Origin of the sequence: Mycolicibacterium sichuanense (assembly GCF_033741125.1) — a bacterium.
Taxonomy (GTDB): Bacteria; Actinomycetota; Actinomycetes; order Mycobacteriales; family Mycobacteriaceae; genus Mycobacterium.
Genome location: NZ_JAWQPU010000006.1, coordinates 224,721 through 245,745 on the forward strand (window position 1 = coordinate 224,721; position 21,025 = coordinate 245,745).

General features: G+C 69.1%; 22 protein-coding genes. 12 read left to right on the plus strand and 10 right to left on the minus strand.

The genetic code is table 11. The features are described from left to right. Positions 1 to 14 precede the first annotated feature (14 nt). The 4 genes from SBI80_RS19465 to SBI80_RS19480 all read right to left on the minus strand — a co-directional run bounded on the left by SBI80_RS19465 (position 15) and on the right by SBI80_RS19480 (position 3,315). A complete protein-coding gene (locus SBI80_RS19465; protein WP_318976443.1) occupies positions 15 to 1,031 on the minus strand; it encodes an NAD(P)/FAD-dependent oxidoreductase in 1,017 nt (338 codons plus the stop codon). Further along, entirely contained in the window at positions 1,028 to 1,537 is a 510-nt protein-coding gene (locus tag SBI80_RS19470; RefSeq protein WP_318976444.1) for an isoprenylcysteine carboxyl methyltransferase family protein, read from the minus strand. The genes SBI80_RS19465 and SBI80_RS19470 overlap by 4 nt, the downstream gene beginning before the upstream one ends. A 16-nt stretch (positions 1,538 to 1,553) precedes the next feature. Beyond that, entirely contained in the window at positions 1,554 to 2,612 is a 1,059-nt protein-coding gene (locus tag SBI80_RS19475) for a type III polyketide synthase (protein ID WP_318976445.1), read from the minus strand. A 229-nt stretch (positions 2,613 to 2,841) separates the two neighbouring features. After that, complete coding sequence (locus tag SBI80_RS19480; protein ID WP_318976446.1) at positions 2,842 to 3,315, minus strand: hypothetical protein; 474 nt, start codon at positions 3,313 to 3,315, stop codon at positions 2,842 to 2,844. A 115-nt stretch (positions 3,316 to 3,430) separates the two neighbouring features. On the opposite strand from SBI80_RS19480, the gene SBI80_RS19485 reads away from it, so the two are divergent. Then, a complete protein-coding gene (locus SBI80_RS19485) occupies positions 3,431 to 3,871 on the plus strand; it encodes an SRPBCC family protein (protein WP_318976447.1) in 441 nt (146 codons plus the stop codon). Here SBI80_RS19485 and SBI80_RS19490 read toward each other — a convergent pair. Continuing rightward, a complete protein-coding gene (locus tag SBI80_RS19490; protein WP_318976448.1) occupies positions 3,858 to 5,273 on the minus strand; it encodes an amino acid permease in 1,416 nt (471 codons plus the stop codon). The two genes, SBI80_RS19485 and SBI80_RS19490, sit on opposite strands and share 14 nt — an antisense overlap. 338 nt (positions 5,274 to 5,611) lie before the next feature. Here SBI80_RS19490 and SBI80_RS19495 point away from each other — a divergent pair, with 338 nt between their 5' ends. After that, a complete protein-coding gene (locus SBI80_RS19495; RefSeq protein ID WP_318976691.1) occupies positions 5,612 to 6,319 on the plus strand; it encodes a cutinase family protein in 708 nt (235 codons plus the stop codon). Here the strand turns inward: SBI80_RS19495 and SBI80_RS19500 are convergent. Then, positions 6,251 to 7,186 (minus strand): enolase C-terminal domain-like protein, encoded by a 936-nt coding sequence (locus SBI80_RS19500; RefSeq protein WP_318976449.1) that lies wholly within the window; start codon positions 7,184 to 7,186, stop codon positions 6,251 to 6,253. The genes SBI80_RS19495 and SBI80_RS19500 overlap by 69 nt on opposite strands. A gap of 156 nt (positions 7,187 to 7,342) precedes the next feature. Between SBI80_RS19500 and SBI80_RS19505 the strand changes: the two genes are divergently transcribed. From SBI80_RS19505 to upp, 6 genes are all read left to right on the plus strand, one after another. Then, positions 7,343 to 7,786, plus strand: coding sequence for a Fur family transcriptional regulator (locus SBI80_RS19505; protein WP_318976450.1), 444 nt, complete (start codon positions 7,343 to 7,345; stop codon positions 7,784 to 7,786). A gap of 45 nt (positions 7,787 to 7,831) precedes the next feature. Continuing rightward, a complete protein-coding gene (gene katG, locus SBI80_RS19510; RefSeq protein ID WP_318976451.1) occupies positions 7,832 to 10,078 on the plus strand; it encodes a catalase/peroxidase HPI in 2,247 nt (748 codons plus the stop codon). 101 nt (positions 10,079 to 10,179) lie between these two features. Beyond that, positions 10,180 to 10,776: a class I SAM-dependent DNA methyltransferase gene (locus SBI80_RS19515; protein WP_318976452.1), complete on the plus strand. Its 597-nt coding sequence runs from the start codon at positions 10,180 to 10,182 to the stop codon at positions 10,774 to 10,776. A 107-nt stretch (positions 10,777 to 10,883) separates the two neighbouring features. Beyond that, the gene (locus tag SBI80_RS19520) at positions 10,884 to 12,179 is read left to right on the plus strand and encodes a GTP cyclohydrolase II (RefSeq protein WP_318976453.1); all 1,296 of its coding nucleotides are present in this window, start codon (positions 10,884 to 10,886) and stop codon (positions 12,177 to 12,179) included. Next, a complete protein-coding gene (locus SBI80_RS19525) occupies positions 12,176 to 13,429 on the plus strand; it encodes a URC4/urg3 family protein (protein ID WP_318976454.1) in 1,254 nt (417 codons plus the stop codon). Before SBI80_RS19520 ends, SBI80_RS19525 begins: the two co-directional genes overlap by 4 nt. A 22-nt stretch (positions 13,430 to 13,451) precedes the next feature. Further along, positions 13,452 to 14,081: a uracil phosphoribosyltransferase gene (upp, locus tag SBI80_RS19530; protein ID WP_318976455.1), complete on the plus strand. Its 630-nt coding sequence runs from the start codon at positions 13,452 to 13,454 to the stop codon at positions 14,079 to 14,081. A 7-nt stretch (positions 14,082 to 14,088) separates the two neighbouring features. Here the strand turns inward: upp and SBI80_RS19535 are convergent, their stop codons facing one another. Both SBI80_RS19535 and SBI80_RS19540 read right to left on the minus strand, forming a co-directional pair. Next, positions 14,089 to 14,793: an Rv0518 family GDSL lipase gene (locus SBI80_RS19535; protein ID WP_318976456.1), complete on the minus strand. Its 705-nt coding sequence runs from the start codon at positions 14,791 to 14,793 to the stop codon at positions 14,089 to 14,091. Beyond that, positions 14,793 to 16,076, minus strand: a complete 1,284-nt coding sequence (locus tag SBI80_RS19540; RefSeq protein ID WP_318976457.1) for an acyltransferase family protein — start codon at positions 16,074 to 16,076, stop codon at positions 14,793 to 14,795. The genes SBI80_RS19535 and SBI80_RS19540 overlap by 1 nt, the downstream gene beginning before the upstream one ends. A 255-nt stretch (positions 16,077 to 16,331) precedes the next feature. On the opposite strand from SBI80_RS19540, the gene SBI80_RS19545 reads away from it, so the two are divergent. Continuing rightward, the gene (locus SBI80_RS19545) at positions 16,332 to 16,760 is read left to right on the plus strand and encodes a Rieske (2Fe-2S) protein (RefSeq protein WP_318976458.1); all 429 of its coding nucleotides are present in this window, start codon (positions 16,332 to 16,334) and stop codon (positions 16,758 to 16,760) included. Between the two features lie 7 nt (positions 16,761 to 16,767). On the opposite strand, the gene SBI80_RS19550 is transcribed toward SBI80_RS19545, so the two are convergent. Continuing rightward, positions 16,768 to 17,406, minus strand: coding sequence for a M15 family metallopeptidase (locus SBI80_RS19550; RefSeq protein WP_318976459.1), 639 nt, complete (start codon positions 17,404 to 17,406; stop codon positions 16,768 to 16,770). Between the two features lie 48 nt (positions 17,407 to 17,454). Between SBI80_RS19550 and SBI80_RS19555 the strand changes: the two genes are divergently transcribed. Both SBI80_RS19555 and yaaA read left to right on the plus strand, forming a co-directional pair. After that, on the plus strand, positions 17,455 to 18,591 hold the full coding sequence (locus SBI80_RS19555) for an alkaline phosphatase family protein (protein ID WP_318976460.1): 1,137 nt from the start codon (positions 17,455 to 17,457) through the stop codon (positions 18,589 to 18,591). 10 nt (positions 18,592 to 18,601) lie between these two features. Beyond that, positions 18,602 to 19,348, plus strand: a complete 747-nt coding sequence (gene yaaA, locus SBI80_RS19560) for a peroxide stress protein YaaA (RefSeq protein ID WP_318976461.1) — start codon at positions 18,602 to 18,604, stop codon at positions 19,346 to 19,348. Between the two features lie 10 nt (positions 19,349 to 19,358). On the opposite strand, the gene SBI80_RS19565 is transcribed toward yaaA, so the two are convergent. After that, complete coding sequence (locus SBI80_RS19565) at positions 19,359 to 19,766, minus strand: VOC family protein (protein WP_318976462.1); 408 nt, start codon at positions 19,764 to 19,766, stop codon at positions 19,359 to 19,361. Between the two features lie 252 nt (positions 19,767 to 20,018). On the opposite strand from SBI80_RS19565, the gene SBI80_RS19570 reads away from it, so the two are divergent. Continuing rightward, positions 20,019 to 21,011 (plus strand): TerC family protein, encoded by a 993-nt coding sequence (locus SBI80_RS19570; protein ID WP_318976463.1) that lies wholly within the window; start codon positions 20,019 to 20,021, stop codon positions 21,009 to 21,011. Positions 21,012 to 21,025 lie beyond the last annotated feature (14 nt).

Sequence of the window (21,025 nt, forward strand, 5' to 3'; positions counted from 1 at the left end):
GGGGTACGCAGCAATCAGTAGGCCAGCTGGTGGACGGCCGCGGCGAAGACCCCCGGCAGGGCCGCTGCCGCGGGCACGATGCGCGTGCGAACCTCGGCGTGCACCCCGGCCCGCACCAGGGCGGCGGTCAGCATGCGGTACCGCCGGGTGGAGCGACGCCATCGGCGGTCGTAGTCGCCGGGCCGGTCGGCGCGTACGCACTCGACCAGGTGCCGGGCCGCACCGAAGGCCAGCCCCATGCCCTCACCGGTCAACGCGTCGACGTACCCCGCGGCGTCGCCGACGAGCATGACCCGCCCGGCGGTTCGGCTGTGCGCCGTCTGCCGAAGTGGTCCGGCGGCCCGGTCGGGGCCGTGGTCGAAGCCACTCACTCGCGCGCGCAGCGCCGGGAAGTCGTCGAGGTGATCGCCGAATCCGCCGCGCCGCGAGCTCAGGATCGCAACACCCACGCAGTCCTCGGCCACGGGTGTCACATAGGCCTCACCGCCCGGCGCCCAGTGGACCTCGACCGAATCGCTCCACGGGGCGATCTGAACGTGCCGACGGATGCCCCACCGGCGGGGACCCGGGCTGGGCCGCTCCAGGCCCAGTGCGCGACGGATGGGCGAGTGCAAGCCGTCGGCCGCGGCCAAGTACCGCGCCCGCAGGCCGGCGGCGCCAACCGAGGTCGCGTCCTGGACCACCGTACCGACGTCGTCGTGGACGAACTGCACGCCGGCCTCCTCGGCCGCTGCCCGCAATGTCGCGTGCAGCACCGTCCTGCGCACCCCGAGGCCCGGTCCGGCGCGGAATCTCGCCTCCACCTGCCGGTGCCCGTCGAGATAACGAATTCCCTTGATCACCATGCCCGTTGGAGTGATTCCGAGAAGGTGCAGATGCTCGAGGGTGTGGGGCATCATGCCCTCACCGCAGGCCTTGTCGATCGTGCCATCGCGACGTTCGATGACGGTCACCTCGAGCCCCGCCCTTGCGCCGTACAGCGCGGTGGCCAGTCCCGCCGGTCCACCACCACCGACCAGCAGGTCGATCACCTCAGGCTCGCCAGCGCGGTGTTCTCGACCCGTAGCCGCGTGCGCAACAGCCACGCGTTGAGCGCGGTGAATACCAGCGCAGTGACCCACGCGGTGTGCACCAGCGGCAGGGCGAAGCCCTCCACGACCACTGCAACGTAGTTCGGGTGTGGAATCCACCGATAGGGCCCGCCGGTCACCCGGGGCGCACCCGGGATGACGACGACCCGGGTGTTCCACTGCGCGCCGAGGGTGGTGATGCACCACCACCGCAGGGCCTGAGCGGCCACCACGACGGCGAGCATGGGCCAGCCGAGCGCCGGCAGGAACGGCCGGTCCAGCAGGATCGGTTCCACCACGCAGCCGACCAGCAGGGCCACGTGCAGCACCACCATCACCGGATAGTGGGCGGCGCCGAACTCGGTGCCGCCCCGCCGCCGGCTCCACGCCAGGTTGCGCTTCGACACGATCAGCTCGGCCACCCGCTCGAGAGCGATAGCGACGAGAAGGGCTACATACCAGATCATTTCACTTCCCCTCCCCTCATCGCCAACGCATCAGGACCAGCTCGGAGCAGAAACCCGGCCCCATCGCCATCATCACTCCGGGCGTGCCGGGATCCGGTCGTTTGGCGATGGTGTCGCGCAGCACGTGCAGCACCGAGGCCGACGACAGGTTGCCTACCTCCGCCAGTGAGCGCCAGGTCAATTCGAGGGCGTCGTCCGGCAGGCCCAACGTGGCGGTGATGGCTTCGATCACCTTCGGACCGCCGGGATGGCTCACCCAGGTGTTCACCTCGGCAATGGTCAGGCCGTGGCCGGCCAGGAACTGCGCGACGTCGGCGGCGAGGTAGCGTTCGACGACCTTGGGCACGTCTGGGGACAGAACCAGCCGGAACCCCGTCGAGTCGACGTCCCATCCCATCGTTCGCTCGGAGTCCGGATACAGGTGGCTGCGCGAATCCAGGACCTCGGGTCCACCGGCCGTCATCCGCTCGGCGCGCCGGTCGCCGACGATCACGACCGCGGCCGCCCCGTCCCCGAACAGGCTGCTGCCCACCACGGTCGCCATCGACGGATTTCGTTTGGGCACCAGGGAACACAGCTCGACGGCCACCAGGACCGCGACCGCATCGGGGGCCCCGCGGAGATGATCGTGGACCCGCGCCACGCCGGCCGCTCCCGCTACGCAGCCGAGTCCGAACATCGGCACGCGTCGCACGTCGGGACGCAGTCCGATGCGCGCGGCGATCCGCGCCTCCAGAGTGGGAACCGCCAGACCGGTCACCGTCGTGGAGTAGACGACGTCGACGTCGGCCGGACTCAAGCCCGCCTCGTCCAGGGCGCCGAGCACCGCGGCACTGCCCAGTTCCACGGCGTGCTCGATGAACAGGTCGTTGGCGCGGCCGAAGTCGTCCAGGGCGGCGTAATCCTCCAACGCCAGGATCATGTGGCGGGAGTCCACCTTTGCACTGCGGTGCAACTTCCGGATGGGCTCCTCGTACTCGGCATACCCGGGAATGGTCAACAGCGCATCGGTCACCTCCTCCTGCGAGTAGCGGTTCTCGGGCAACTCTCCGCGTACGGCGGCAATCACACTCATGGCACCTCCTGCAGGTGAATACGGCGCCGACGGCCACGAGGTTCACGGGCGAGACGGTGTCGCGGCAAGTCAACACTTGATGACTTAGCCACCGTAGGCCACCCGGCCGGACGTGTCAACAGACGTTGACACCGCGGCGGGCGAACATGTGAGTGGCGAAAACCCCTGCAGCGCAAACCACCCCAGGCGATTCGCCTGGGGTGGTTGGGGTTCTCAGCAGCCGGAGACTCTAACCGGCGTTGGCGCAGAAGTTCGGCACGCAGAAGCTGGCGCCACCGGGGCCGGCATTGGCGCTCCCACCGGGCACGAACACATTCGCCCCGTCCGGGCCGGCCTGCGCGCCCGCACCGGGAACGCTTGCTCCCGCACCATCGTGACCGGCCTGCACACCGGCCCCCGGCACGGTGGCCTCGGCGCCGCCGCGGTCGGCGTTGGCATCGGCGCCAGGGACGAACGCACCGGCACCGTCGGGACCAGCCTGAGCGCCAGTACCCGGGGCCGACGCACCCGCACCGTCGGGACCGGCCACGGCACCCGCACCGGGGACGGCTGCGCCCGCTCCATCGGGGCCGGCGGTGGCGCAGGCAGGAGTTCCCTCGACACCACACGGCGGGGGTGGGGTGGCGCCGGCGGTGGGTGCGAAGGCAATCGCCGTCGCTCCGGCGCCGGCGAACAGGATCTGAGTAACGAGGTGTCTTCTCATGCCGCCCGGGTACCACTCGTGAATTGCCTCGAAACATCCTCGACACGTGACAACCCCGTAAAGCCAGTGTTCCGAGCCACGTTCATGCGGATGTGTGTTTGGCTACGGTGTCGGAGTGGCCGTCACCGAATCCCGCGAGGTCGTCATCGAGGCGAGCGTCGAAGACATCATGAACGTCTTGTTCGACCTCGAGTCGCTGACCGAATGGTCCTCTGTTCACCAGGAGGTCGAGGTGCTCGAGCGAGACGAGGCAGGTCACCCCGTCCGCTCCCGGCAGGTCGTCAGGATCGTCGGCATCAGTGACGAGCAGGTACTGCAGTACACCGTCCATCCCGACGGCGTCGGTTGGTCGCTGATCAGCGCCGGACAACAACGCGACCAACGGGCGCGCTATACCCTGACCCCGGAGGGCGACGCGACCCGCGTCCACTTCGAGCTCACCATCGATCCCCTGGTCCCGCTGCCGGGATTCCTCATCAAGCGCGGCACCAAGGGCCTGATGGAGACGGCGACCGACGGCCTTCGCAAGCGCGTCCTGAAGGTCAGGGGCGCATGACCGTCGCGTCGGCGCCGCGGTGGTCACGCCGCCGATGCACGAAGACCCCGGCACCGACGATGATCGCCGCGGAGATGACCGACAGGAAGATCGCCTGCTGCTGATCGGGGTCGAAAGCCATCAGCACCAGCACCGCCACGATCGCAACGATCACGATGACCGTCAGGTACGGGAACAGCCACATGCGCACGGGCGCGCGCTCCCCCTGCGCGCGCATGGTGCGGCCGAGGACGAACTGGCTGACCGCGATGGCCAGATAGACGAACAAGGCGACCGCACCGCTGGTCGCCAGCAGGTAGCCGAAGATCTTCTCCGGCAGCACGTAGTTGCCGAGCACCGCCAGGAAGCCGACCACCATCGACGCGAGCACCGCGACCCACGGCACGCCCTTCGTGGTCAATCGCCGGACGGCCGGCGGCGCGTCGCGGCGCGCACCCAGGGAGAACAGCATGCGCGACGCGGTGTAGAGCGCGGAGTTCAGACACGACGCGACGGCCGTCAAGATCACCAGATCCATGATGATCTTGGATCCCGGAATGCCGATGGCCTGCAGCGTCGACTGGTAGGAGCCGTCGGTGAGCGTGTCGTACGGCATCAGCGCGACGATCACGAAGATCGACCCGAGGTAGAACAGCGAGATGCGCCAGATCACCGAGTTGACGGCCTTGCTGATGCCGGTCGTCGGATCCGGCGACTCCGCGGCGGCGATGGTCACGATCTCGGTCCCCATGAAGGAGAACATCGTCACCAGCATGCCGGCGATGACGGCACCAAAACCGTTGGGCATGAATCCGTCCGGCTGCCAGAGCGCGTCGATGCCGCTGACCTGGGAGTCCGGGATCAACCCGAAGATCGCCGCGGCACCGATGCCGATGAACGCCACGATGGCGATGACCTTGATCAGCGCGAACCAGAACTCGAACTCGCCATAGTTGCCCACGCTCACTAGGTTGGTGACGGTCAACAGCAGCGTGACTGCCAGCGCCCACACCCATTGGGGCGCACCGATCAGATCGGACAGGATCGCCGCGGCGGCGGTGGCCTCCACCGGGATGACCAGTACCCAGAACCACCAGTACAGCCAACCGACCGAGAACCCGGCCCAGCCGCCGAGCGCGCGGTCGGAGTACACCGAGAAGGACCCGGTGTCGGGGTTGGCCGTCGCCATCTCCCCCAGCATCCGCATCACCAGCACGACCAGCGTGCCAGCCAGGAAGTAGGAGATCAGGACCGCGGGTCCGGCCTCCTTGATGGCGTTGGCCGATCCGACGAACAATCCGGCGCCGATCACGCCGGCGATGGAGATCATGGTGATGTGTCGGGGTTTCAGGCTGGTGCCGAGGGTGCCGGCCCCGTTTTCGTCGAGCTCGGTTCGATCGGATGCAGAAGCTGATCCACTCATCGGAGACGTCCCCTTCGGTCCGTGTCTGGGCTGCGAGCAGACCCAGAGCAGAACGGTGGGTCCCCCGATCCCGCGGATTCGAAACACGGCGCTGACCCGAACGAGGGCTGGCGCCAACTGAACCATCTGGTGTGGCGCGTCGACACACGTCTGAGTCGCGAGGACGGACCGCCGGGAACCGCGAGCAGGCGTTATCCTGTTACCAGAGTGGTAGAAGTGATCTTTGGGTACAGAGTTCAGGAAGTTCTCACCACCCACCCAGCTGAGGAGCAGCCTTGACCCACCCGGGACGCACCTTGGTGCTGACGCGTGCGCTGCGGTTGCAACTGGTCACCGTCATGACGGCCTTCGCCCTGCTCATCGCCCCCATCGCCGCCGCACCGATGGCATCCGCCGCCGACTGCCCCGACATCGAGGTGGTGTTCGCCCGCGGAACCGACGAGCCGCCCGGGATCGGGGTCGTCGGCCAGGCTCTGGTCGATTCGCTCAAACCGCTGGTCAAGGGCCAGTCGATTCGCCCCTACGCCGTGAAGTATCCGGCGTCGTGGGACTTTCTCGGCGTGGCGACCGGCGCCAACGACGCCAGCGCCCGCGTGCAGGCCACCGCCGCCAGCTGCCCGAAGACCAAGATCGTCCTCGGCGGGTATTCGCAGGGCGCCGCGGTGATGGACGTCGTCACCACCTCGCCGATCGCCGGGCTCGGTTTCACCAACCCCATGCCCAAGGCCATGACCGATCACGTCCGCGCCGTCGCCGTCTTCGGCAACCCGTCGGCCCGGCTGGGCCAGCCCCTGACCACGCTCAGCCCGCTCTACGGCGCCAAGACTGCCGACATGTGCAACACCAACGACCCGATCTGCTCGCTGGGCAAGGACTTCACCTCCCACACCAGCTATCAGCAATCCGGCCTGGTGAAGCGGGCCGCCCAGTGGATCGTCGACAACCAGCTCGGCTCGACCAGCGCCTCGACCGGCAGCTCAGCCGCCGCCGCGAGCAAGCAGCAGGCGGCGTCGCCACCAAAGGACTCGGTCCGGGTCGGTCAGTGAGAACCGACTGACGAGCTCTGGATCCGGCGAGGCCGGCATGGGTGCTACCGGCAGATAGCCGTCGACGGGTATCAGCGCACGTCCCGGTGCGACCAGGTCTCCGGCCAGCAGCGCGGCGGTGCCCAGCGAGCAGGCCAGCGGTAGGTCCGCAAGCGCCCCCGCGAGTGCCAGACCGGCCGCCAGGCCGACGCTGGTCTCGACGCTCGAGGCCACGACGCAGAGCACCTCGCACTGCTCGGCCAGGCGCAGCGCGCGCCGGACACCACCGAGGGGCCCCGCGCGCAGCACTGCCACGTCGGCCGCCGCGGCCCATGGGAGGTCCGCGGCGATGGGGACGTCAATCCTGGCGCGCACGACGGCCAACTCCTCGACGGTGCGGCATGGCCGTGCGACGAACTCGAGTTCGCCTGCCGCGGCAGCCAATGCGCGGATCGCCCGTACGGCCTCCTCGACGGTCCAGCTCCCGTTGGCGCTGCAGCGAATTCGGCCGCCGTGTCCCAGCGCATCCCGGACCGCGGCGACGCGGGTCACGTCCTCGTCGAGCGAACCCGGGCGGGTGCCCACCGCGACGTCGGCGGTGCCGCAACCCGAGTCGGCGACCATCCGGTGCGCCACCACGGCGGCGACGGCGGGCACCGTGACCGCAATGGGAATGCGCCCCCGGCGCGGGTCGGGCCAGCCGACGGTGCCACCCTCGACGGCGGCGGTCAGCCATCGCGCGACGACGGCGGCGTCGCACTCGGGCGGCGGGCTGAACTCGCCCCAGCCCTGGGGGCCCTCGACGAGCATGCCCTCGCGCAGACCCGTCCCGTCCCGGGTCGGGATGCCGAACACCGGGGCGGCGTCGAAGTCGATCAGAGCCTTCACCGTCGTCAAGCTAGCCGACCCGGCTGAGGTGCGCCGAATCCGCTTGCCGATCAACGCCATTGGAAGGCAATCGAAGACTGGGCGGCGGGCGCCGCGACGCGCCGAGATTCCACCAAGTCTTGACTGAGTCCAGAAAAGCGCGGCATAGTGTCCTACGTGACCCAGCAGTCGAACTACCCGGAGCAGCTGCGCGTGGCTGACCTCCGGGTAACCCGTCCACGGGTCGCGGTACTGGAAGCCGTCTGCGAGCACCCGCACGCCGATACCGAGACGCTGTTCGAGTCGGTCCGCTCCGGCCTTCCCGAGGTGTCCCGACAGACCGTCTATGACGTGCTGGCAGCCCTGACCGCGGCGAAGCTGGTTCGCCGCATCCAGCCTGCGGGCTCGGTCGCCCGCTACGAATCCCGGGTCGGCGACAACCATCATCACGTCGTCTGCCGGTCCTGCGGCGTCATCAGCGACGTCGACTGTGCCGTCGGCGAGGCGCCGTGCCTCACCCCGTCGGACACCGAAGGGCTCCTCGACGGCTTCTCGATCGACGAAGCAGAAGTCATCTACTGGGGCTATTGTCCCGACTGCTCCACCGCACGAAGTTCCTGAACCGTTTGTGTCCCAGCCCGTTTCATCACTCTCGAAAGGATCGTTGTGTCATCCGATACCTCCCACAGCCGCCCGCCCCACCCCGAGCAGCCAACCGCAAGCAAGAGCGAGAGCGAGAACCCGGCGATCGACTCGCCGACCCCCAAGGCACACGGCCCGTTGCGTAACCAGGACTGGTGGCCCGAGCAGATCGACGTCTCGAAGCTGCACAGGCAGTCCTCCAAGGGCAACCCCTTCGGTGAGGACTTCGACTACGCCGCCGAGTTCGCCAAGCTCGACGTCGAGGCCCTCAAGGCCGACGTCATCGCCCTGATGACCGATTCGCAGGACTGGTGGCCGGCCGACTACGGCAGCTACGCCGGTCTGTTCATCCGGATGAGCTGGCACGCCGCCGGTACCTACCGCATCTTCGACGGCCGCGGCGGCGGCGGCCAGGGCAGCCAGCGCTTCGCGCCGCTCAACAGCTGGCCCGACAACGCCAACCTGGACAAGGCGCGCCGCCTGCTGTGGCCGGTCAAGCGTAAGTACGGCAACAAGATCTCCTGGGCCGACCTGCTGGTCTTCGCCGGCAACTGCGCGCTGGAGTCCGCGGGCTTCGAGACCTTCGGCTTCGGCTTCGGCCGCGAGGACATCTACGAGCCCGAGGAGATCCTCTTCGGCGAAGAGGACACCTGGCTGGGCACCGACAAGCGCTACGGCGGGACCAACGACGGCGACCGCAAGCTCGGCGAGCCGTTCGGTGCCACCACGATGGGTCTGATCTACGTCAATCCCGAAGGCCCAGAAGGCAAGCCCGATCCCCTGGCCGCGGCGCACGACATCCGCGAGACCTTCGGCCGGATGGCGATGAACGACGAGGAGACCGCCGCCCTGATCGTCGGTGGCCACACCCTCGGCAAGACGCACGGCGCCGCGGAGGTCAACGTCGGTCCCGAGCCCGAAGGCGCTCCGATCGAACAGCAGGGGCTGGGCTGGAAGTGCCCGTTCGGCTCGGGCAACGCCGGTGACACGGTCACCAGTGGTCTCGAAGTGGTCTGGACGGGCACCCCGACGCAGTGGAGCAACGGTTACCTGGAGATCCTCTACGGCAACGAGTGGGAGCTGACCAAGAGCCCCGCGGGCGCCTGGCAGTTCGAGGCCAAGGACGCCGAGGCGACCATCCCCGATCCGTTCGGCGGCCCGCCGCGCAAGCCCACGATGCTGGTCACCGACGTCTCGATGCGGGTGGACCCCATCTACGGCAAGATCACCCGGCGCTGGCTCGACCACCCCGAGGAGATGAACGCAGCCTTCGCCAAGGCCTGGTACAAGCTGCTGCACCGCGACATGGGACCGGTGTCCCGCTACCTCGGCCCGTGGGTCGCCGAGCCGCAGATCTGGCAGGACCCGGTGCCCGCCGTCGACCACGAGCTGGTCGACGAGGAGGACATCGCCGAGCTGAAGGCCAAGGTGCTCGACTCCGGACTGTCGGTGCCGCAGCTGGTGAAGACGGCGTGGGCGGCGGCGGCCAGCTTCCGCAGCACCGACAAGCGCGGCGGCGCCAACGGGGCGCGACTGCGCCTGCAGCCGCAGCGGAGCTGGGAGGTCAACGAGCCATCCGAACTCGATCGCGTGTTGCCGGTCCTGGAGAAGATCCAGCAGGACTTCAACACTTCGGCCACCGGTGGCAAGAAGGTGTCACTTGCCGACCTGATCGTGCTGGCCGGTTCGGCTGCGGTCGAGAAGGCGGCCAAGGACGGTGGCCACGAGATCTCGGTGCACTTCGCGCCGGGTCGCACCGATGCCACCCAGGAACAGACCGACGCGGAGTCCTTCGAGGTGCTCGAGCCGCGGGCCGACGGATTCCGCAACTACGTCCGACCCGGAGAGAAGGCGCAGCTCGAGGACATGTTGCTCGAGCGGGCGTACTTCCTGGACGCGACGGCCCCCGAGCTGACCGTCCTGATCGGCGGCCTCCGTGCGCTCAATGCCAACCATGGCGGGACCAAGCACGGCGTATTCACCGACCGTCCTGGCGTGCTGACCAACGACTTCTTCGTCAACCTCCTCGACATGGGGACGCAGTGGAAGTCGGCGGAGACCCTGGAGAACGTCTACGAGGGCTTCGATCGCAGCACCGGCGCCCTGAAGTGGACGGCCACCGCCAACGATCTGGTGTTCGGTTCCAACTCCGTGCTGCGGGCACTTGCCGAGGTGTACGCGCAGGACGACGGCCAGGAGAAGTTCGTCGAGGACTTCGTCGCGGCCTGGGTCAAGGTCATGAACAACGACCGGTTCGACCTGGAGAGCTGACACCCACCGACCGGACTGCAGCCCGAAGGAGACACCCCGCGAACCCCACCGGTTCGCGGGGTGTTCCCGTTGGCAGACCCGGTCGCGGCATGATGGCCCCGATGGGTACGCGATGGCAGGACACCGACGCGCCACGCGGCGCGAACTACGACGCGAGATGGGCCCGGCTCGCGGCATCCGGGGCCGACATCCACGGCGAGGCCGGCCTGGTCGACCAGTTGCTCCGGCACCACGGCGGCCATCGCGTGCTCGACGCCGGATGCGGCACGGGGCGCGTCGCCATCGAGCTGGCCAAGCGCGGGCACTCGGTGGTCGGTGTCGACGCCGACCCGGCGATGCTGGACGCCGCCAGGGCCAAGGATCCAGCGATCACCTGGGTGCTCGCCGACCTGGCGGACCCACCGCTGCCCGCCGCCCGCTTCGACGTCGTCCTGTTGGCCGGGAACGTAATGATCTTCCTGGCACCGGGTTCGGAGGGCCGGGTGGTCGACGGGTTGGCCGGACGGCTCGCCAAGAACGGCTTGCTGGTGGCCGGTTTCTCGATCCGGCCCGATCGGCTGACACTCGAGAAGTACGACCGGTTGACCGCCGCGGCCGGCCTGGAGCTCGAGAACCGTTGGGCGACATGGGAGGGCGCGCCCTACACCGGCGGTGACTACGCGGTGTCGGTGCATCGTCGCCAGCCCGTGACAGGGTAGGCGGGTCAGCCCATCCGCAACCGCCGCCGTTGCCGCCCCGGCCGCGACGAACGGCGTCGCACAGCCCAAGTCGCTATGCTGACGCCTTCCGAGAGCAAGGAGCGATCATGGTTGCCGAGGCCAGCAACGAACCTCTGGCCGCCCACTCGCCCGCCCCCCCGAAACCGACGGCCCGCCACATCCGGCTGACCTCGCACGCCGGCGGCACGGACGCGCTGCCGATCCACTGGGACGCGCCGACCGCCGCCGAACGCGGACCCGTCATCGGCACCACCATCCAACGGGCGCATCGCAACGTGATCGGCACCCACAGCGGGTCCTACAGCGTCTACCGCGCCCTCGCCGTCGCCGCGGGTGCCCTGTCGCGCGAGCACCGGGCCGACCTCACCGACACCGCCCCCACCGACGTGATCGGCCCGTACCCGCAGTGGAGCGAGCCGGGCAAGATCGTCAGCCTGGACCCGTGGGGCGCCATGGTCGCCGAGGTGTTCGCCGACGAGCTGGCCGCCGGTCACGACGTGCGCCCGACCATCGCCGTCACCAAGGCGCACGTGATCCTGCCCGAGGTCGTCGAAGCGGTGCAGAAGGGCCGACTCGTCCCCGACGGCCGCATCCTGCTGGCCACCGGGGCGGCGCTCGTCACCAAGGCAGCGGTCGAGCCGGTGTGGTACCTGCCCGGCGTGGCCCGGCGATTCGGCTGCAGCGAGACCGACCTGCGTCGCGTGCTGTTCGAGGAGACCGGCGGGATGTACCCGGAACTGGTCACCCGATCAGACCTGGAGGTGTTCCTGCCGCCGATCGGTGGCCAGACCGTCTACGTGTTCGGTGACGCCCGCGACCTGGCAGACCCGTCGGTGGAGCTCACCGCGCGGGTGCATGACGAATGCAACGGTTCTGACGTGTTCGGTTCGGACATCTGCACGTGCCGGCCCTACCTGACGCATGCGATCGAGGAGTGCATCCTCGGCGCCCAGCGCGGCGGGGTGGGTCTGGTCGCCTACTCCCGCAAGGAGGGCCGCGCGCTCGGCGAGGTCACCAAGTTCCTGGTGTACAACGCGCGCAAGCGCCAGGCTGGCGGCGACACCGCCGACCAGTACTTCGCGCGCACGGAATGCGTTGCGGGCGTTCAGGACATGCGCTTCCAAGAGCTGATGCCCGACGTGCTGCACTGGTTGGGCGTCCGTAAGATCCACCGACTGGTGTCGATGAGCAACATGAAGTACGACGCGATCACGGGCTCGGGCATCGAGGTCGGCGAACGGGTGAACATCCCCGAGGATCTGGTGCCCGCCGACGCCCGCGTCGAGATCGACGCCAAGATGGCCGCCGGTTACTTCACCCCCGGCCCGGTGCCCGGCGAGGACCAGTTGCGCCAGACGAAGGGACGCGGGTTGGGCTCGTGAGCGTCGGTATCTCCCCCGGCCAGCACCCCGAGACCGCCGACGGCGCCGCCGCGGCCCTGCGCACCACCCGTGCGGTCCGGGAACGCGCCGGGTACCTGTTGCAGCGCGCCCGCAGTGGTGAATCGGCGTGGTTCGACGTCGATGACGCGGCGCTACCCGCCGCGGTGACCGAGGTCGTGGCCGTCACCCGGTCCCGATACCCGGATCTGAACATCCCCTTCCACTCTCGCTGGCGGCACTTCGAGGCCGGCGGGGTGGACCGCAAGGCCGAGCTGGACGCGCGCACGAGCACGTGGGATCCGGCCGCCAGGGCCAGGGCGATGATCGACCTCACCGTCGTCAGCGTGCTCCTGGACGCCGGCGCCGGTCCCGATTGGCACTACGACGAGGAGTCCAGCGGCCAGCGGTTCGCCCGCTCCGAAGGTCTGGGTGTCGCGACGTGGAACGCGTTCCTCGACGGGAGGTTCTCCAGCGATCCGGGCGTCCCACTGCGCGTCGACGCCGCCGGGCTCCTGGCCCTCACCCCCGGACGACTGGCCGAGACGTTCCAGGTGGGCCCCGGCAACCCGCTGGTCGGCATCGAGGGCCGGGTCCAGCTGCTGCACCGGCTCGCCGCGTCGCTGGCGGACCAGCCGCTGACGTTCGGCCCGCTCGGCCGCCCCGGCGGCCTGTTCGACCGATTGCTGGCGGCGGGGCCCGCCGCTATCACCGCCCACGACATCTTGTCCGAACTGTTGGTGTCACTGTCGGGAATCTGGCTGGCGGACAACCAGATCGACGGTCGGCGACTGGGTGACTGCTGGCCGCACGCCGCCGTGCCCGGTGCGGGTCTCACCCGGGGTTGGATGCCGTTCCACAAGCTGTCGCAGTGGCTGACGTACTCGCTTCTCGAGCCGTTCGCATGGGCGGGCGTGCGCGTCGGGGACCTCGACGAGCTGACCGCACTACCGGAGTACCGCAATGGCGGGCTGCTGCTGGACACCGGCGTGCTGCGCCTGCGCGACCCCGGCTGGACCCGAGAGGCCTGGGCCGTCGGCGACGAGCTGGTGATCGAGTGGCGCGCGCTGACCGTCGCGCTGCTCGACGAGCTCGCGCCGATGGTGCGCCACGGCCTCGGCGCGACCGCCGAGGAGATGCCGCTGGCTCGCGTGCTCGAAGGTGGCACCTGGGCCGCGGGCCGGGTACTCGCCCAACGCCTGCGCGGCGGTCTGCCCCCGCTGGTGATCGTCAGCGACGGAACGGTCTTCTAAGAGGATGGGAATGGATCCTGCGATGAGTTCGGTTCACCTGGTCGACCACCCGCTGGTGCAGCACAAGATGACCCTGCTGCGACGAAGGGAAGCCTCCACCAAGAGCTTTCGCCAGCTGGTCAACGAGATCGCCACGCTGGTGGCCTACGAGGTGCTGCGCGACATGCCGTTGCACGACGTCGAGATCGAGACCCCGCTGGAGCCGATGACCGGTCGGATGATCGACGGCAAGAAGCTGGTGTTCGTCTCGATCCTGCGGGCTGGTACCGGCATCCTGGACGGGATGCTGGACGTGGTGCCGAGCGCGCGGGTCGGCCACATCGGGCTCTACCGCGATCCCAAGACGCTCGTCGCCGTCGAGTACTACTTCAAGATGCCAGGCGACTTGCACGAGCGCGACGTCGTGATCGTCGACCCCATGCTGGCAACCGGTAACTCGGCGGTCGCGGCGGTGGACCGGCTCAAGGAGTGCGGTCCGAAGTCCATCAAGTTCGTCTGCCTGCTGACCTGCCCCGAGGGCATCGCGGCGATGGGCGAGGCCCACCCCGACGTCCCGATCTACACCGCCGCCGTCGACCGTCAGCTCGACGAGCACGGGTACATCCTGCCCGGGCTCGGGGACGCCGGAGACCGGATCTTCGGTACCAAGTGACGCGGGGTCAGACCCGGCGGGGTAACTGGGCTCCGATCAACGGCGCGATCTTGTCGGCCTGATAGACGTGGCCGGCGTCGGTGGGGTGCACGCCGTCCTTGCCGATGAGGTCGGGCCGGTCCATGAACCAGCCGGCGACGATCGGGTCGATGAAGGTGGCGCCCGCGAGCATCGACTGGAACGCCAGGGTGTCGCGCACCTGCAGGATCCCCGGCGGGACGTCAGGCGTCGGCCATGGTGGCCCGATCACCAGCAACTTGGCGCCCGGGGCAATGCCTCGAGCTAGCGACAGGGCCGAGAAGATCTGTCCACCAAGCACATTGGGGTCGACGCCTTGGTCGTTGCGGGAGCCGTAGAAGACGACCAGGGCGTCGTCGGGCTTCACGGCCATGGCGGTCAGGTCGACGAACAGGTTGCCCTGGTCCCCCCGCACCCCGTAGCCGGCCCTACCCTCGGCGGCGACGTCGGCGACGACCGGCAGACCCTCCTTGCCCAGCGTCTTCCAGGCGCGGACGGGCCAGGCGTTGGGCCCCTGCCCACCGATCGCCGTCCCGTTGGTGTACGAGTCACCGACGACCGCGATGCGGGTCACCGGCATGCCCGCGGTCAGCGGGTCGTAGGGCGTCCTGCGCATCGACGGCGCACTCAGTACCAAACCGAGGAGCAGAGCCACCGAGAGGACGAACGTGGCGAGGCTGGAGGGTGCGCGCATCAGCCGGCCCGAACCTGCAGCGTCGTGGGGCGGTCGTGGCCGGGGTCGGGCCGCGGCGGCGGCTCCCGGCGCTGGGTGTGGTCCAGGTCGACCGGAAGCTTGCGCTCCCCGACCATCCGACGCATCCACAATCGGGCGGGCTCCTCGACGAAGTGGAACAGCAGCGCGGCCAGGACCGCCGAAAGCAGGATCAGGCCGGCGAAGATCAGCTTGGCGGAGACGCTGGGGACCATCTCGATGCGGTACTGCGCCATCACCCACAGCCAAGCGGTGTGCACCAGCTCGTGCACCATGTAGAGACCGAACGAGACCTGTCCGCCGTACACCATGACGCGGGTGGACAGCAGCGCAGGGAGCGTGCCCGCACCGATCGCCAGGGTGACCACCAGCGGCATGAACAACACGTCGACGAGGCCGAAGTCGTCGCGAATGGTGGGAATCGGGTGCCCGTCGAACCAGTACAGCGCCCCCACGATGACGGCCAGCAAGCCGATCGACAGGTAACCCGCGCCCCGGCGCGCCCGGTCGGTCGGTCGGAGCTTGCGCACGGCGGCGCAGGCCAGGGCACCCGCGGTGAACTGCAGGACGATGCGCGGCAACCAGCTCCACGGCGTGTAGAACTGGCCGCCGGACCCCACCAACAGCAACACCGGCGGGAGCGAGGCCACGAAGGCCAGCAGCAGCAGACCCCTGGCTCGCGTCGCCCGTTGCACGCGGAAGATCACCAGCACCAGCAGCCCGAACAGCAGGTAGGCCAGCCACTCGGCGCTGATCGACCAGGCCGGGCCATCCCAGCTCGTCAGGTCGAAGAACGGCTGGAACCACAGCTGCACCATGAACAGCTGACGGAGGTAGTTGATGGCCGTCATCGAGGCGGCCTCGGGTGACGGGAAGTCACCGACGTTGAGGGTGAAGATCATCCACAGCGCGGCGAAGTGCATGGTGACCAAGTACAACGGCCAGACCCGCGCCAGGCGCAGCCACAGGAAGTGCAGCGTCGCCTTGGTCGACCACGTGTCACCCATGCGGTCCAGGTAATTCCAGGTCAGCACGAACCCGCTGAGGATGAAGAACAGGTCGACGCCCTGCGCGCCGCAATCCAGGATCGGCTTGAGCGAGTCGTAGAGCGGCGGGGAGGCCATCTGCAGCAGCGGCCGGAAGTGGAACAACACCACCCACAGCGCGGCGACGATGCGCAGCCCGGACAGGGCCTTGATCTCTCCGCTGCGCACAACACTCTTTCCGTGACGAGGGCGTTCGGTTTCGCGCGGGAACCGCGCCATCGCGTCCGCGAACCGTGCGGTCGGCGTCCAGCCACCGGCTCATGGCAGGGTAACAGCGCCGCGATGACTCTGGCACTTTCGCAACGCTGTGCGGTTGCTGAACGGCGAAGTCGAGGCTGTTCAGCTGCAAGAGAAGGGGTTTCGGGGGGGTACTTTCGGGGTTCGCGCGCCAGTGGCCGCCGCGGAGGCGATGATTTGGGGACGGCCGTGCACAGCCCGCACGGCCCGTTCCCGACCGTTGAGGATCCCCCCTTCATGCTCGAAGACATTCGCCCGCCACGCAGAGCCGTCATCGTCACCGCCGGACTCGGAGCACTGGCCACCGCCGCGGCGGCCTGCGGATCCAGCTCCCAGACCTCGACCAGCTCTGCGGCGTCGAGCCCGGCATCCTCCGGTGCCGGCACGCCGGGGGGGTTGGCCAAGACCGCCGACGTACCCGTCGGCTCGGGAGTGATCGTCGACGACACCGTGATCACCCAGCCCACCGCCGGGGTGTTCAAGGGTTTCTCACCCGTGTGCCCACATGCGGGCTGCAACGTCAACGCGATCACCGACGGCAAGATCGTCTGCCCGTGTCACAAGAGCGAGTTCAACCTTGACGGCACCGTCGCGCAGGGCCCGGCTAAGAATCCATTGGAAGCGAAACCAATTGTCGTGCAGGGTGATTCGATAGTCGCCGGCTAGCGGGAGCCTAGCCGGCCGCGTTGGGATGAAGCGGCGGGCAGCCGCCCTGGGCGTCGGCGGCCCGTTCGAAGTGCCAGATCTCGTTGGCGTAGATCTGGCACAGCCCGAACCGCGCACCATTGCGCATCATCCACTCGTCGGCTGCGACGGGTCCGACGTCGACCGCCCGCCCGACCACGTGCATCGACGCCTCCGGTGATGCCACGAACTGCCGCGCCGCCTCGGCGCTTCCGTAGGTGAGCACGGCCTGATCGAACAACCGCTGCTGGAAGCCACCCGAGCGCCAACCCGACGTCAGCCCCACGTCGACGCCCTCGGCGGCGGCGGCCCGGGCGGCATCCTGAATCGCCTTGCGCACCAACGGGTCGAGGAAGGCCACGACCGGGCTGCGATCGTCGAACGGCGAGACCAGCTGACCGTCGGGAATCGACCCGCCAGTGGTGTCGACCGCGCCGGCACCGATCAGCGGGGCCGCGGCATCCGGGCTGGTCGAGCTCATCGCCGGGGTGGCCGCGGGCCCCATCGCCAGCGGTTCGATCGAGACCGTGGTGGTGGTGGTCGGGGCAGCGGCCGCCGGACCGTAACCCAGCAGCAAAGAACTGAGCCCAAGGGCGGCGGCCATCGATCCACTCACCCCCCGTCGCATGGGATGAGACTAGGCCAGTGCGTCGACCCGTTCTGGCAGGCTCGGATCGTGGACCTGCCGCACCCCGATCCCGCGCTACCCCATCTCGCCCAGGTCGTGCCCTCGGTGCTGGCAGCCATGGGCGCGCCCGGCTTCCGGGAAACGCTGTCGCTCGGAGCCGGGCTGCGCGGCGCCTGCGTTCTGCTCATCGACGGTCTCGGCGCCGAGCTGCTCGACACATACGCCGACGACGCCCCCGTGCTGGCCGGGTTGCGCGGGCGGACGCTGAGCGTCGGCTTCCCGTCCACCACCGCCGCCGGGCTGGCGGCGATCGGCACCGGACGCCGCAGCGGCGAACACGGCATGGTCGGGTACACCTTCCGGCTGCCGCGGGCCGGTGTGATCAACGCCCTGCAGTGGCGGCCCCACCCGCACGGCGAGGACCTGCGCGAAAGCCTCCCGCCCGAGCGGGTGCAACCATTGCCCACCACGTTCGAACGGGCCGCCGCGGTGGGGTTCGCGGTGAGCGTGGCGTCCAACGCGCAATTCGCCGGCTCCGGGCTGACCCGCGCGGTGCTGCGCGGGGCCCGCTACGTGGGAGTGCACGGACTCGGCGACCTCGGGGCAGCGATTCACGACGCCATCGCCGGGGACGGCCTCTGCTACGGCTATCACGGAGATCTGGACCTCATCGGTCATTTGCACGGGCCCGGATCATTGGCCTGGCGCCTGCAGCTGCGTCAGGTCGACCGGCTGGTGGGCTCAGTACTGGAGGACCTGCCGCCCGGCGGGCTGCTGGCCGTAGTGGCCGATCACGGCATGGTGGCAGTGACCGAGGCCGACCGCATCGACGTCGACGCCAGCCCCGCCCTGCTCGACGGCGTGGCCGCGATCGGCGGCGAGGCGCGCGCCAGGCACGTCTACGTGGAGGACGGCGCCATCGCGGCCGTACTGGCCGCCTGGCGGGAGACCCTCGGCGATCGGGCGTGGGTGGCGTCGCGCGACGAGGCGATCGCGGCCGGGTGGTTCGGCGCCACGGTGGCCGACCACGTCCTGGCCCGCATTGGGGACGTCGTCGCCGCCGGCCGCGACGCGGCGGTGCTGGTCCGCCGTTCGGTCGAACCCGTCGAGTCGGCGCTCATCGGACACCACGGTTCGCTCACCAGCGCCGAGCAGCGCGTGCCGCTGCTGCTGGCCTACGGCTAATCTCGTCGCCGTGATCGTGCTGCTGCCGCCGTCGGAGACCAAGCGTGACGGGGGCGACGGACCGCCACTGCGGCTGGACGCGTTGAGTTCCCCCGAACTGGGACCGGTGCGGTCCGTGCTGCTCGACGAGCTGGTGACGCTGTCGGCCGACCGCCCCGCGGCCCGCCGGGCGCTGGGTCTGTCCACGGCCCAGGACGGCGAGATCGACCGCAACGCCGCCCTGCTCGCCGCGCCGACGATGCCGGCCATCGAGCGCTACACCGGGGTGCTCTACGACGCCCTGCACGTCACCTCGCTCACCGGCGCCGCGGCATCGCGCGCCAGGGCCCGCCTCGCGGTCTGTTCGGCGCTGTTCGGGCTGCTCCGCGCCGACGACGCGGTGCCGGCCTACCGGTTGTCGGCAGGGTCGAAGCTGCCTGGCGGGACGACGCTGGCGGCGCGGTGGCGCCCAGCGCTCGAACCCCTGCTGGCCCGGCTAGCCGCGGACGAACTCGTCGTCGACCTGCGGTCGGGTTCCTATGCGGCAATGGGCCGGCTGCCGGGAGCGGTCGACGTCGACGTCGTCGCCGAGCGCCCCGACGGCACCCGGGCCGTCGTCAGTCACTTCAACAAGGCCCACAAGGGCCGGCTGGCGCGGGTCCTCGCGGCCAGCCGGGCCGAACCCGGCGACGCGGCGGCGGTCGCCACCCTGGCCCGCCGCGCCGGCATGCGCGTCGAGCGCACCGGCGATCAGCTGATCGTCGTCGTGCCCGCCTGACGGCCAGCGGTCACAGCGTTCCGAACAGTTCGATCGCGTTGCCGTCCGGGTCGGCGACGAACATCCAACCCATCCCCGGCACGGGCGCGAACTCAGTGGGTGGCTCGACGACGTCGTAACCGGCGGCCTCGACGGCGGCAGCGACGTCGCGCAGATTCCGTACACCGATGGTGAAGTACCGCAAGCCGGCCTGCGTCCGGCCCCCGCCCGGCACGGCGGGCGCCGCCGGCGCGATCGTGTACGTGACCAGCTTCAGCACGCTGGCCCCAAGGGCATAGCGCCGCTGGGAACCGCCGGCGAACTCGATCTCGCCCTGGGGCTCGAGTGAGAGGAAGCCCTCGTAGAACTCGACCATCGCGTCGAGGTTCGTGGTGACCAGACCGATCTCGATGGAGGGGCTGAGCAGGTCCAACTTCACGGGTGGCTACCTCGAATCACGGGTCGTCGGATGCATGCCGCTCGGAGCCTAGACGCGAGACGTCGGTCACCATGGCGGGTCGGGTGATTTCCCGACCGCCCGTTCGTCTGACACACTGGAAGGCGAGGGGAGTATTCCTTCGTCACGGTGTCGTCATCACGTTGCCCATCGTTGGGCAGCCGGTGCCGTGGACCGCAGCTCGTGCGGTGGCAGAGACCTCGGTCGTTTCGACACGTCCGGAGGCACCCTCACATGCAGGTTACGCAGATCGAATGGATCGTCACGCTCGGCGTGACGTTGGCCGTCCTTCTGTTCGACATCGTCTTCATCGCCCGTCGCCCTCACGAACCCACGTTCAAGGAGTGCGCGATCGCGCTGTCCTTCTACGTCGGTCTCGCCGTGGCGTTCGGCATCTGGGTATGGATCTCCCACGGCAGCCAGTACGGGGTGGAGTTCTACGCCGGCTGGCTCACCGAGTACAGCCTGTCGATCGACAACCTGTTCATCTTCCTGATCATCATGGCCAGCTTCAAGGTGCCAAGGAAGTATCAGCAGGAGGCACTGCTGATCGGCATCATCCTGGCGCTGATCTTCCGTGGCATCTTCATCGCGCTCGGCGCCGTGGCGATCAACCAGTTCTCCTGGATCTTCTACGTCTTCGGCGCGTTCCTGGTCTACACCGCGCTCAAGCTGGTCCGCGACACCGACCACGACGACGACGCGGAGAACGGCGTCGTGCGCTTCGCCCGCACGCACTTCACCCTGACCGACAAGTGGGACGGGCTCAAGATGTGGATCAAGGAGGACGGCAAGCGTCTGATGACGCCGATGTTCCTGGTCATAGTGGCGCTGGGCACCACCGACCTGCTGTTCGCGCTGGACTCGATTCCCGCCATCTACGGGCTCACCAAGGAGCCCTACATCGTGTTCACCGCGAACGTGTTCGCGCTGATGGGCCTGCGCCAGCTGTACTTCCTGCTCGGTGACATGCTCAAGCGGTTGGTCTACCTGTCCCAGGGCCTGGCCTTCATCCTGGCCTTCATCGGCGTCAAGCTGGTCCTGCACGCACTGCACGAGAACGAGCTGCCGTTCATCAACGGCGGTGAGCACGTGCCGGTGCCGGAGATCCCGACGCTGCTCAGCCTCGGCGTCATCATCGTCACGCTGCTGGTCACCACCGCCGCGAGCCTCTACAAGACGCGGGTCGTCGACAAGCGCACCGAAACGGTCGACGAAGTCAGCTGACCCGCCGAGTTGCC

Coding starts and splice junctions, on each gene's coding strand:
- SBI80_RS19535 (WP_318976456.1), bottom strand. CDS start 14,793: ATGCGCGCACCCTCCAGCCTCGCCACGTTCGTCCTCTCGGTGGCTCTG.
- SBI80_RS19490 (WP_318976448.1), bottom strand. CDS start 5,273: ATGAGTGGATCAGCTTCTGCATCCGATCGAACCGAGCTCGACGAAAAC.
- SBI80_RS19475 (WP_318976445.1), bottom strand. CDS start 2,612: ATGAGTGTGATTGCCGCCGTACGCGGAGAGTTGCCCGAGAACCGCTAC.
- SBI80_RS19550 (WP_318976459.1), bottom strand. CDS start 17,406: ATGCGACGGGGGGTGAGTGGATCGATGGCCGCCGCCCTTGGGCTCAGT.
- SBI80_RS19520 (WP_318976453.1), top strand. CDS start 10,884: ATGGTTGCCGAGGCCAGCAACGAACCTCTGGCCGCCCACTCGCCCGCC.
- upp (WP_318976455.1), top strand. CDS start 13,452: ATGAGTTCGGTTCACCTGGTCGACCACCCGCTGGTGCAGCACAAGATG.
- SBI80_RS19515 (WP_318976452.1), top strand. CDS start 10,180: ATGGGTACGCGATGGCAGGACACCGACGCGCCACGCGGCGCGAACTAC.
- SBI80_RS19495 (WP_318976691.1), top strand. CDS start 5,612: ATGACGGCCTTCGCCCTGCTCATCGCCCCCATCGCCGCCGCACCGATG.
- SBI80_RS19540 (WP_318976457.1), bottom strand. CDS start 16,076: ATGGCGCGGTTCCCGCGCGAAACCGAACGCCCTCGTCACGGAAAGAGT.
- SBI80_RS19470 (WP_318976444.1), bottom strand. CDS start 1,537: ATGATCTGGTATGTAGCCCTTCTCGTCGCTATCGCTCTCGAGCGGGTG.
- SBI80_RS19480 (WP_318976446.1), bottom strand. CDS start 3,315: ATGAGAAGACACCTCGTTACTCAGATCCTGTTCGCCGGCGCCGGAGCG.
- SBI80_RS19545 (WP_318976458.1), top strand. CDS start 16,332: ATGCTCGAAGACATTCGCCCGCCACGCAGAGCCGTCATCGTCACCGCC.
- SBI80_RS19570 (WP_318976463.1), top strand. CDS start 20,019: ATGCAGGTTACGCAGATCGAATGGATCGTCACGCTCGGCGTGACGTTG.